Annotated in this window: 11 protein-coding genes and 1 pseudogene; all 12 read right to left on the bottom strand. The window is 42.2% G+C overall.

Annotated features, from left to right (window positions below; translation table 11 throughout):
• Nucleotides 1-34: 34 nt before the first annotated feature.
• The 12 genes and pseudogenes from AC58QT_RS04180 to AC58QT_RS04125 all read right to left on the bottom strand — a co-directional run bounded on the left by AC58QT_RS04180 (nt 35) and on the right by AC58QT_RS04125 (nt 12451).
• Nucleotides 35-964 (bottom strand): DMT family transporter, encoded by a 930-nt coding sequence (locus AC58QT_RS04180; protein WP_497407812.1) that lies wholly within the window; start codon nt 962-964, stop codon nt 35-37.
• 56 nt (nt 965-1020) lie between these two features.
• Nucleotides 1021-1764: a PIG-L family deacetylase gene (locus AC58QT_RS04175; RefSeq protein ID WP_497407811.1), complete on the bottom strand. Its 744-nt coding sequence runs from the start codon at nt 1762-1764 to the stop codon at nt 1021-1023.
• Nucleotides 1761-2072, bottom strand: coding sequence for a DUF1806 family protein (locus AC58QT_RS04170; protein WP_497407810.1), 312 nt, complete (start codon nt 2070-2072; stop codon nt 1761-1763). The genes AC58QT_RS04175 and AC58QT_RS04170 overlap by 4 nt, the downstream gene beginning before the upstream one ends.
• A 168-nt stretch (nt 2073-2240) precedes the next feature.
• Complete coding sequence (locus AC58QT_RS04165; protein WP_497407809.1) at nt 2241-2600, bottom strand: Rieske (2Fe-2S) protein; 360 nt, start codon at nt 2598-2600, stop codon at nt 2241-2243.
• Nucleotides 2601-2615: 15 nt separating this feature from the next.
• Nucleotides 2616-3671 carry an amidohydrolase family protein gene (locus AC58QT_RS04160; protein WP_497407808.1) on the bottom strand — a complete coding sequence of 352 codons (1056 nt, stop codon included), beginning with the start codon at nt 3669-3671 and terminating at the stop codon, nt 2616-2618.
• A 53-nt stretch (nt 3672-3724) separates the two neighbouring features.
• Nucleotides 3725-5293 carry an extracellular solute-binding protein gene (locus AC58QT_RS04155; RefSeq protein ID WP_497407807.1) on the bottom strand — a complete coding sequence of 523 codons (1569 nt, stop codon included), beginning with the start codon at nt 5291-5293 and terminating at the stop codon, nt 3725-3727.
• 67 nt (nt 5294-5360) lie between these two features.
• The gene (locus AC58QT_RS04150; protein ID WP_497407806.1) at nt 5361-6221 is read right to left on the bottom strand and encodes a carbohydrate ABC transporter permease; all 861 of its coding nucleotides are present in this window, start codon (nt 6219-6221) and stop codon (nt 5361-5363) included.
• Between the two features lie 13 nt (nt 6222-6234).
• Nucleotides 6235-7155 carry an ABC transporter permease gene (locus tag AC58QT_RS04145; RefSeq protein ID WP_497407805.1) on the bottom strand — a complete coding sequence of 307 codons (921 nt, stop codon included), beginning with the start codon at nt 7153-7155 and terminating at the stop codon, nt 6235-6237.
• A 200-nt stretch (nt 7156-7355) separates the two neighbouring features.
• Nucleotides 7356-9530, bottom strand: a complete 2175-nt coding sequence (locus AC58QT_RS04140; RefSeq protein WP_497407804.1) for a helix-turn-helix domain-containing protein — start codon at nt 9528-9530, stop codon at nt 7356-7358.
• Between the two features lie 294 nt (nt 9531-9824).
• Entirely contained in the window at nt 9825-10496 is a 672-nt protein-coding gene (locus tag AC58QT_RS04135) for an alpha/beta fold hydrolase (protein ID WP_497407803.1), read from the bottom strand.
• 45 nt (nt 10497-10541) lie between these two features.
• Nucleotides 10542-11297: pseudogene (locus tag AC58QT_RS04130) on the bottom strand (creatininase family protein).
• Nucleotides 11298-11467: 170 nt separating this feature from the next.
• Nucleotides 11468-12451 (bottom strand): zinc-dependent alcohol dehydrogenase family protein, encoded by a 984-nt coding sequence (locus AC58QT_RS04125; RefSeq protein ID WP_497407802.1) that lies wholly within the window; start codon nt 12449-12451, stop codon nt 11468-11470.
• Between the last annotated feature and the right edge of the window lie 31 nt (nt 12452-12482).

The raw sequence follows: 12482 nt of genomic DNA, 5'->3' as shown, positions 1-12482 counted from the left end.
AAATACTCAGCCCATTGATAATGGTTTGATTTCATTATGTAATTTTCGGCCTAGTCGTGTTGGCTTGCACCGCAGGTTTCCGCTTCTCAAAGCTAATCCATGCCAAACCTGCAGCCATGAACAAGGCACCGAACAATTGCGAGCCTGAAATGCCCTCGCCGAACCAGAAATATCCCGTAATCACGGCAGATGCTGGTACGACGTATCGAAAGAAATTCGCTCGTGTTACGCCGATTTTGAACATACATGCATTCCATACGATGAACGCTATCACGGTGCTAATCAGTACGTTATACAGGATGGCAACATAGCTAGCTGTTCCAAGATCTCCCCAGGCAACCTCGCCCCAAGAGCCAATTGTAAATGGAAACATAAACAAACTGCCAAACAGGATAAACCAAGTACTCACACGCAGGGCAGAATAGCGTTTCATCAAAGGCATGCAGACAACGTTAAACAGCGCACCCACTATGCTGACTCCGAACGCAAGCAAATTACCAATCATATTGTCCGAACCGAGGCTGAACCCTTCATTACCTCCGAGAATGATGAGGCAGACACCGATAATTGCCGCGACACCGCCTACGACCAGACGTAATGATATCGCTTCACGCAAGAATAATGGAGCGAACAAAGCCGCAAAAATCGGCCACGGTGCAACATTAAGCAGCGAAGAATTAGCTAGCGTTGTGTATTTAATTGAATACATGACCCCGATCTCCAAAACCGTTATCCCCATTAGCCCGATTAGCGCTAGTTGCACTCCTGTTTTGAAAGGAATGCCTACGTTTCCTTCCTTCACTTTAAGCAATAGGAAAAAGATAGGCACCGACAAGCCGAAGCGCAGAAACGTGAACAAGATGGGATCAAACGTCTCCATCGCATACCGGGATACTCCGAAGTTCGCCCCCCATATAGCTGCGACTATAACTAATCCTGCATAACTAAACCATTTTTTTGTCAATTCTGTCCCCATCCTATCTAAATCTATTCGTTATCCATTAAAAAATACTACAAGCTTTAGCTGAGAAACCCTTGTGATCCAAGGGGAATACTAAACAAATCATCGAAATTCTCTTCCGAGGACCCTCTATCAGCTTTCAAAAAATACTCATATCTACCGAAATTCGCAACTGCCTCGTGGTCTGGAAGCCACACCCATTCATCAATTTCGGTTTGACATCGGTGGGCCCGAAACGCGGCGAGTTTGGCTTCCAAGTGAGCATGCACATCGATTTTAATAACATCATTACGGGAATACCCATACCGTTCCGGACGCTCCATTGCGTCACCAAACGTAATGAAATATAATGCACCCCGAATCCCACTTCTTTGAAAAGCTGCTGTTGTTGCCTTCCCAATTGCACAATGGTCTGGATGTCCACCCAATTTCTCATGAAAAGTAAGTACGACATCGGGTTTTACTTCGTAGATAAGATCCGCAATGCGTGATGTCAGGCTACTTTCATCAGTAAACTCAACTGTCTTATCACGGATATCCAAAAATAGGAGATGTTGGATTCCCAAGCTGTCGCAGGCACTTCGTAATTCCATTTCACGTGCAGCTGCCATCGATTCACGGTTAAGATAAGGTGGATTGCCCATGCGTCTGCCCATTTCTCCCCGCGTAGCACTCACTAGCGTTATGTCGACACCTTCACTGGCATATTTGGCGAGGGTACCTCCACAAATAAACGACTCATCGTCGGGATGGGCAAACACCGCGAGCAGCTTTTTCAATGGCGATTTATTGGTATTGTTCATTCTGGAAACGGCTCCTTTCCGATGTGCAGAGCAACATTCATCCGACCTCTGTCATCATAGCCAGCCAATAAAAGACGACCATTCGCATCTATTTCATAATGTGTGAGTGCCTCCATTCGCAGCCAACCATGCCCATCAAATCGAAGAGCGGCACGAAATGGACCTTCTCCCGCTATAAAGGCATGGGTTACATTGACCTTAAAATTACGAACGAATACAAATGAAGTTGCTTCGCTGTGAATATATGCATCAGTGCCGATGAGGGCCTGAAGCTCGGTTTCTACTTTCGACTTCATTATTTTGACCATTGCTTAGCTTCTCTTTTCTTCTGGAAGGAATTTTATTGTATTGTTTCATAATCGTATCACAGCTTATTAACCAAATGAAATAACCGCTTACTCCAAATCTAATAAAAAAGGAATCAAACAGGGGTTATTGCCCCCTTTTGATTCCCTCAACATATGTTATCTCGTTGCCTACTCCCTTTTAAGTTCAACACCTACTTTGCCATTTTCCACATTCACTTTATATGTTTTCACCCAAACCTTATCGTTAAATAATGATTTGCCTGTACGAATATCAAATTCCCAGCCATGCCATGGGCAACGGATGATTTCGCCGCTTTTACCATACTCATATTCATAAACGTCCGAAGGCATCGTAGTACCAGTAACGAGTCCTGCACACATCGGCGCCCCTTGGTGGGGGCAATAATTGTTTAATGCGAAATATTCGTTGTTTACCCGGTATATGCCAATGCTCTTCCCTTCAATCGTAACGACGGCGTGTCCGCCATCGGAGACAGCGTCTGTATCAAGCACATAATGTACCGTCATAAAGTCCTCCGTGACTTAAAGATGATAAAGGCTTTTCGCATTTTCGTAAAAAATTTTACGTTTCGCTTCAGGTTTTAGCCTCCGCAGAATCATACTTGGCGAATCAAAGTCCCAATGCGGATAATCGCTTGAGTACAAAATCATATTCTCGGCATCAATCATATTGAACAAATCGATCAAATGCTGAGGATTGTCTGGTTCCTCAATGGGCTGTGTCGTTAAATAGCAATGCTCTCGAATATACTGACTGGGCATCTTCTTCAGCCATGGGACAGTGGAACGTAAAGCTTTGTAGTTCTTATCCAGCCTCCACATCAGGTGTGGCAGCCAAGCTATCCCCCCCTCTGTAAGCACCACTTTCAATCTCGGGAACTTCTCAAACACACCTTCGCATACCATGCTGACGAGATGAGCCATAAACATTTGCGATAAGCATGTATGCCACTCGATGTATCGAGATGGATAGCCTGCTGCAGTAGGGGCCGTAGAGCTGCCCCCACCTTCCGCACCTGGATGAATTGCAATAGGTAATCCATTTCGCTCCGCAGCCTCATATATAGGATGATACAATCGTTGTCCCAACGGTGCGCGAGCCGCACTTGAAATCATCACTTCGACGATATCGGGATGCCCTCCAATGCGATCAATCTCTCTGGCTGCAAGATAGGGGTCTTGTGTGGCGACAGCCATGGCGCCTTTGAACGCCTTATGTTTACCAAGCCATTCAGCAATCAAATAGTCGTTATAAGCTGAACAAATCACTGCTGCATAGTCGGGATCGTGCGTCGTAGAAATATTATACACAACCCCGGTTAGCACGCAGTATTCAACATTGTATCCTTCGATCAGTTGTTTAATCATCAAATCAGGGTCAGAGCCCGCTTTACCACCGCCAGCAGGAATAGCATCCTTCTTCATGACACCAACGGGCGAATAGTAGCCAGATCCTGCATACCCAATGCCAGTTGCCGCTACACGTGAACGCCATGGTTCAGCCAGATACGGTAGTAAATCCACATCATTTTGTTCATTATGGACATCCACATCAATAACTTTAAATTCCTCAGCCATAAGGTTCCCTCCGATCCAGTGAATACGAAATGTTCACTTTACTGCAAGCATGTTTATTTCTTGCCGTATGTGCGCGTATAGGAAGCATTGTACATGGCAAGCAATTCGTCAGCTCCGAGTTTCTTCGTTTGATCAATGAATTCTTGATACGTCTTATCATTGATTGGAGTCTTGCCAGAGACGAATTCGGTTAGCTTCTGTTCTAGGAATTTGTTCAGGTTGTTTAGTTTCGATTTCTCCAACTCCAATTCTTCCGTTGTTTTCACAATTTGTTTAGGTGCTGGAATAATAAATGACTCATATCTCTTGTTAATGTCCTTACTCTTGTCGCTTAAGCCGCGCTCCCACACCTCACGAGATTTGGCATTATCAAGTGTAAGCATATCGTACCAAACGCCCCAATCCTTACGTAGTGTTGTGAATGGCGAAGCACCAAAATCCTTATTGTAAGAAGGTTTACCATTTTCCTTTGTATACGTTTTGCCCTCTATTCCGAGAGACAAATAGTTGGATCCTTCTTCTCCCAGTAAGTAGTCAAGAAATTGAACAGCCCTGTCCTTATCTTTTACCTTAGCTGAGATCGCCCGGCCAGAAGCACCAACAACCGAACGGGAGAACTGGTAGTTTTTGATGCCGTCTGCTGCAAACTGAGGAATTGCATCGAGCGTGTAATCTGCAATACCGGCTTTACGTCCTTTGTCCATAAGCGTCTCCAAGTCAGCCTTCCAGAAATACGTCACAAGTGATTTGCCTTTAAGAAGTCGCTCTTCCCACTGTGCTTGCGTAATCATAGAGAATTCCGGATCTAACAACTTTTCGTTAAACAGTTTGTTCAAGAAAACTAGGGAATCCTTAAATCCTTTATGGTATGGAGCAAATGCGTATTTATCGGTGGAAGGATCGACGTTATAGAATCCTTGAATGCCTGTGAATGCTCTTCCGAAAGTCGTAAATAACCCCGTATCGCCGACTAGCGCATTATTAATGAGCGGATATGTATCTGGCTGTTTATCTTTTAGCGTTTTCAGGAAGAGATAAAATTCATCCACGGAAGCCGGCGCCTTCAGTCCGTACTTATCCATAATGTCCTTACGTGTATACCAGATAAAGTTAAAGCCTTTCCCTTCCGCGTCGCCTTCGATGACAGGGACCGTATAAATACCACCATCAACGCCGGTTGCAACTGCTTTGGCCTCCGGGTATTTATCATAGAACGCCTTAAGGTTGGGTGCCTTATCTAAGTAATCTTTTAAATTCAAAAACACTTTATCTGGACCATGCTGTCTTCCTTCTAATGTATCTACCTGAATGAAGTCTGTGACTGAGTTTGTTGCAATCATAATTTGCTTCTTTTCCTTTAAACCTTCCTGACTAACCACTTGAAATTCTACTTTAACGCCTGTTTTCGTTTCGATTTCCTTAAATATATCCCAGTCCTGGCGCACTTTTCCTTCCGGGCGGTCGTAGGCCAGCCACGAGAATGTGATTGGCTTTTTTGACTCGGTTGGTTTGTTTGTTTCTCCTGCTGAGGGAGTACTAGTCGCTTCGTTCGAGCAGCCTGCAGCTACAATACCGATGAGCATTACCGTAGTCAAACCTGTTCCGACAGTTCTTCTTTTCATTTGAAAACCTCCCTATTATGGTGAACATCCATTCCATCTATAGCGATAGATTCCTTAGAATCTAGAACTATCCTTTAATACCACCGATCATCGTTCCCTGCACGAAGTATTTCTGGATAAACGGATATACGCATAGAATGGGTAGCGTGGCAATCATGATGATGGCGTACTTCATGGTTTGTAGCAGGCTTAAATCGCCTTCACCTTGAATCGTAGTTCCAGCTACAAGAATGTTTCGCAGCATGATTTGTAATGGATACATCGAGCGTTCATTCAAGTAAATAAGCGCATCGAAGAAGGCGTTCCACTGGTTTACTGCCGTGAATAAGCCAATCGTCATCATGACTGGCAGAGATAGCGGAAGGACGATACGCAGCAGCACTTGTAAGGAAGAGCAGCCATCTATCGTCGCTGCATCTTCAAGTTCTTCTGGCAATGCCTCAAAGAAAGTCCGCATAATGAACAAATACCATGTGCTAATCAGTGACGGAAGGACTATGGCCCATATTGAATTTAACATCCCCAACTTCTGTACAACGAGAAACGTTGGAATCATACCACCGCTAAATAGGAGTGTAAAAGCTGCCATCATCAGAATGATTTTACGGCCGGGGAGCCATTTCTTTGCCAAGGGATACGCCATAGCCGAGGTTACAAGCAAGGTTAGTATCATTTGAACAATTGTATAACGGATTGTATTCCAATAACTGATCCATAGATCTGGATTGGTGACCAGTTGCTTATAGGCAATGAGTGTCACCTGCTTAGGCAAGAGAAGCACATCCCCGCTGGATACGAGCGCATTATCGCTAATCGAAGCACTGAATATATAAATCAGTGGGTAGACCATAACCATCATCAACAAGATCATGATGACATAGTTGAAGGCATCAAATATCTTTGAAGCCAGCGATTCTTTGATTTTCAATAGGCTTCCTCCTTTACCATAAGCTTGTTTCCGAATATTTTCTTGCAATACGGTTAGCGGCGATGACAAGAATTAGTCCGATTACGGACTGAAATAACCCAACGGCAGTGGCGAAGCTGAAATCCGCGTCCAAAATCCCACGCCTATATACAAAGGTGTTGATGACATCCGAAGTTTCGTAGTTCATAGAATTGTAAAGCAGCAATATCTTTTGGTACCCTGTTTCCATAAAATGACCAAGCGTAAGGACGAAGAGGATGATCATGACTGGCACCATGCCGACGAAGGTAATATGACGCATTTGTTGATAGCGGTTTGCCCCATCCATCTTAGCTGCTTCATAAAGTGTTGGATCAATACCAGCGATGGCAGCCAAATACAGAATCGTCCCCCAGCCGATTTTTTGCCAAATCTCAGAAGAGATATAGATCGTTCGAAACCAAGACGGTAATCCTAAAAATAGGACTGGCTCCATCCCAAACATTTTGACAAGAAAAAAATTGATGATTCCGGTTTGCGGAGAAAGAAACGTGACGAGAATTCCAGCAATAACAACCGTAGATAAAAAGTGAGGCATGTAGCTGATGCTTTGTACAACACGTTTAAATGTTGTGTTCTTAATCTCGTGGAACAAGATAGCTAAGATAATTGGTGCAGGAAAACCAAATAGCAAATCATAAACGTTAAGCATGACGGTATTTCGGATCAGTTTCCATGAATCTGGATTCACATAGAAGAATTCAATAAAATGTTTTAATCCTACAAACTTACTGCCTACTATCCCTTTACCGATCGAATAGTCTTGGAATGCAATGATGATTCCATACATGGGTACATATTTAAAAATGATGTAATACAAAATCCCAGGAAGCATTAGTAGATATAGTGTTCTGTGTTTCTTTAGCATGTACCACATAACATTTCTCTGTGTCATTTCACCCACTCACCTCTTTCGGCAGCATTACATACATCAGTTGATGGCCTAACTATACAATGATCTCTCCCCCCTCCGTAAAGCATACATAATTACCCAACGTCTCCTATTTTGCGTGCGCTGTGATCCCAGGAATACCAAGCTGCCTGAGAGGGACGGAAGAAAAAAAAGAGACTTCAGAAAAAATGAAGTCTCTTTTTTTAGTTGTGAATCGTCCGATATTTTGCCGGCGTAATGCCCTCATATTTACGAAACGTTCGAATAAATGAGTTGCGTCCCCAGTAGCCTACCTTTTCAGCAATGTCATCGATTTTATAGTCTGTCTCCAGCAAAAATTTCTTAGCCATCTTCAGCCTGTATTTCGCTATATATTCCACGTACTTCTCTCCTATTTCATCTTTGAAGGTGCGGCTGAAGTGACCGTTGGACATATTCAAGAGCCCGGCAAAATATTCAATAGAAAGTTCCTCATTATAATGCGTATGGATATAATCTAAAATCTCAGTAAACTGCTTCGTTCGCTGATCAGGCTCTTTATTCCGAAATAAGACACTATGTATATCTAGGAAACAGTCTTTAAGTTCTTTACTGGTCATACTGCGCTCAAGCCGCTCGAACAACTTGGAAAAGAACAGCACATTAAAATCATCATGCTCGGTTTCTATAGCACGGATCCACGTGTTGAGAATATCCGTACATAAATATTTGATTTGAATGGCGGTGACGTTTTTACGTAATCCATCCTCCAGCATATCTAACGCGAATTGCAGAAGCTTCTCGTATTCGCGTGTCTTGCATTGATTGAACATACGGTTTACATCCTGCACAGTCAAAAAGCTGTCCCAATGCGCGCGATCCCCAACGTAGGGTCCTCTGCATATCTCCACTTCAAAATCAAGTCGTCGATTCTGTAGCACGGAAATCCCAAGTTCATATGACTCATGAAGTAGCTCAATGGCGTTTACCGTCTTACCAATGCCTACTGTTGCTTTAAAATATTGGCTGTACTGTTCGAGAATGACGCTGATAATATTAGCTGCATCCTCGGCACCCACATGTAGAAACGAATCATGCAACACGACGCATGCCATGACTTCTGGCTTCGTTTGGCAGAGCCAGACAGGCGAAGGTGATAACTTGCAAATACGTTCCTTTAGTTCTACGAATAGAAATGACTTCGTCGGCTCCGATAATTGTTCATAGGTTACATTATAATGAAAGGCAATACAAAGAACTGTGCGTACATCATGCTTGTTATAGGCAAACGCGATTTCCTTTGCATAATTTTCAATAGAAAGCGCATCTCGATACTCGCCAAGAAGCATCTTGGTTATGAAGAGCTCATGCAACACGTGGGACATGCCACTCACCCTTTGAGACAGTTCTTCATTCGCTTCCGTTATTTCCTGAATTGGGCGGTACACACGACGGCTTAAATAATAAGATATGATGCTGCCAACGACGAGGAAAAAGAAAAGAAACGCCCAGCTAATCAACCGCGTAATATGTGCAGGCTTCATCAGTGTACCTAGGTCCGCTATGGTCACGTAATACCAAGAATCGTTAAAGCGTGATTTCACAAGCGACATTGCGACTTCGTTCGTGATGAGAAATTGGGAGCCCTTGGAGTTAGATCGCGTATGCGCTAACACGGCTGCCCCCTCTTGATCTGTCAATCCAACCTGATTCAATATGAACCCTTGACTACTTGCAATCGCTGTTCCAGTCACCCATTTTTCCGGATTGCTTATCAAGCTTTTAAGCTTCTCCTGATCAAAGTCAACTACCAGGTATACCTCTGGATTATTGGTGTTAAACGGATAGCTCATCACTGCTGACATGCCATGTTTGTTCGGATCGGTAAAATCCATCATCTTTTTCCCACTAAAATGGGACAATTGCGCCTTTCTCTGCTGTTCATCTAACGGATATCTAAAATTAAAGTAATACCCTTTGTCTGTATATATATCCTCATCGACGACAAGGTCGTGATTGACAAAATATAAGAAAACCTTTGAAACCAATTTGTCCGATTGAAGCTTATTCAGCTGCTCTTTGAGCGCATGAAACTGTTCTGCGCGCTGTTGATTTTCTTGCGATTCATCTATGATGTTGAGCAAACTCGTTAAATTGGATGAGCTTAGCATGTTGATCATATTGCTTTGGAGCGAATCTAATGCCGTATCCGCTTGCTTTGAAATTTGACTAATGATGACGTTGTTCAGTTTCTCGGCATCGTTCTCAATCGTACGGATCACAAGAACGTGAGCTAAAATACAGGCGACAATGACGGGTACAAGAATTACGATAAAATAGTTGGTGAATAACCGCCAGAAAAGAGCTAAACGGAATTTGTACAACTTCGAAATTGTCATCACAATCACCTCACGCTCCATATAAACGTCCGTAAAAGGTTACAACTACATAAGTGAGTGTAGAATTATTGCTGACAACAGGATTCATAATTAATAAAACCTCTATCCAGGTCTTGTAAGGATGAACGACCATGTCTAGAGGTTTTTGATATTTAAAATACACTTTTGCGCATCACGCATGAGTACCATTTGAAATTAATTCAATATTAACCAAATATTAAAAAACGGTCAATACTTTCTGAAATATTTTGTTAATTTATTGTATATTTTTAATTTTTTATTTTAAAGTCAGGACTATTCGTCATAGCGTACCAATGCTTTCCGCCGATTGAAAATAAATTGCATAACAACTTCTGCATATTTATCAGGTTCTTCCACTCTCACGTAGTGTCCACTTTCAGAAAACATCTCAAAACAAGGATTAATAAATTTTACTTTAAACCCGTTTATTTGTTCTTCACATGTTATCGGATCATGCATACCTTTAATTAGTAATGTCGGTTTATCAACCATAGAAATGCTATCTAAGATAGAATGATACATTCTCCAATCCTTCATCAGTTTACTTCTTGTATGATTAGATTTTTTCCAGAGATCCAATGTCTCGGGACTAGCTCCGACTATCCAATTGATGACTTGCTTATCATCGCCATACCAAAACACAGGACCATCATCACCTAAGTCGTTAAATGCTTTGCCCATGATTGCGTTAATTTCTTTATAGTCAGACTCTTCGCTAATAGACTTTACATAATACTCGAAAAGTTCTTCATTCCCATTTTTTCGAAGTTGATCAGTAACTATATTAAAATGTTCACTTAGTCGTTTCCCTTGATATTGCACGAAATCTGTTGAACCAACACCACCAGGGCCGCCGTGAATGTATAATATCGCTGGCAGTCCTTCCTCACCTAACACTTGTACATAAAGGTTTTTTCCTCGAATGTTAATTAAATGTTTAATCATGTTGAACTCCCATTAATAGTTGTTACGATCATTGCGGTAAGTGTATCATGTTTGCGTTTTTCGACGGTATCCCTCATCTAGGAATTGTTTCAAACCTTTCGTTCTTTTTTGGATAAATGTCTGCCAGAAAACCCTGCCTTTTTCGGACAATTCTTCATGTGAATAGCTTCCTTCTTCGAACTTTCCCCAACAACCATCTTGCGTAAGTTTGTCCCATCCTAAGTAATCTGCGTAAAGACGGTTTTCTGAAGGTATATCTGAGCCCATTGATGTCGTTTTAACCAATTCAGGACAAAGCCACATTGCTGTACAAACAGACAACAACCCGCCATGCATTTCGTTCAAGCCTTGTAATCCTGCTATCTCTAATGCTTCTTCCCATGCGTTTTGATTGTTATGGTAAGCGGATATTAAGATAATTTCAGGGTACTTGTAATTCATATGTTTGACAAATGCTCCCTCCCAATATGACCCGCCGTGTCCTGTACACACTAAAAACTTCCTAAACCCTTGTCTTATGAGGTTGCAAATAATTTCCTCCAACATGGCTGTCAAAATATTGGGACTTACCGTAACTGTCCCCTTGAAATTGGCGTGTTCTTCCTAAGTATTAAACGGAATGGTAGGTAAAACGTAAGCATTCAATTCTCTCCCATATGCATCAGCGTATAATTCGGCCATCAGCGTATCTAAATGCATGGGCAAATACGGTCCAAATTGTTCGGTTGCTCCTACTGATAGAACAGCCGTGTCAACCCCGCTATTTGAAATTTCCTTTGTCGTGTTCTTAAAACTAAGCATCTTAACACTCCCTAATAAGTCTCGATCATATAATACCATTTTAAGGCAGTTGAAAATGCCTATAACTAAACTCTACCTACTTTGAACTCTTGTACGCGGTAATTCAATAGATAAAACGAGTTAAAAACCCACCCTACAATTGAAGGTGGGTGGGTACACTTTTTCATAAATCATGTAAGCAGTAGTTTCCCTTGACGTCCCGGTCGTTCGACGATCTGCACTGCTTCTGTAATTTCCTTTAATTGATATCTCGCTTCAATCTTTCCTAAGGAAAGTTGCTTTTGACGAAGCAATGCAAAAATCTGTAGAAAGGAATTTTGCCACTCATGAACGGAGCTACCTTGAATCCATCGCCGCAAATGAAAAATTTTTGATTGAATGTGCAATTCATTTGCGATTCGTTTCCAATCTACTTGCAGCCCTGATAGCATTCCAATGGATAAAAAGAGTCCACCTCTTCGCACTGTACGTGCAAGCTCATATCCTTCTATTCCACCAATAGAATCAATCGCGGTATTCACACCCTGCCCCAGCGTAATGTCCATCACAGTTGTATAGACTTCGCTCTGCGAAGAGTTAATTACGTCCCATGCACCTAATTGCAACAATTCATCTGTATACTCGGAACTTCGTACGACAGCTATAAGCTTGTAACCAAAAACAGCAGATAATTGAGCAAAAATTCGTCCGATTGCTGAACTACACGCATTAACAAGGAGGAAGGAATGATTAAAATTTTTAAGATGCTCCTTACAAATGATCCATGCCGTAAGTGGATTGATATATAATCGAGAAGCCTCATCATCCGTGATGAAATTGGGTACTTCAATAGACAAAGAAGAAGATGTTTTTACATATTGCTGCCAAGTCCCTTCTCCCCGAAGAGGCAATACACGCTTGCCAAGCATGGATTTTGGCACGTTACTACCCATATCAATGACTGTTCCTACGCCCTCATATCCTGGAATACATGGCAGTGAGATACGATGTCGATAAGCACCGCGAATTGGGATCAAATCAGATGGATTTATGGGACGAGAGATCATTTCCACCAAAATCTCATCAGCCTCTAGTGGAGTTACTACTTGCCGTTCTAGTACTAAGACATCTTGTGGTTCACCAAATTCATAGAAACTAATTTTTTGTCCATTCATATACGCCATCCCTTTTGATCTTCATTACATA

This window comes from Paenibacillus sp. J31R109 (genome assembly GCF_059692055.1).
The sequence above is the reverse complement of the archived record's forward strand: the minus strand, read 5'-3'. Positions and strand labels throughout refer to the sequence as shown.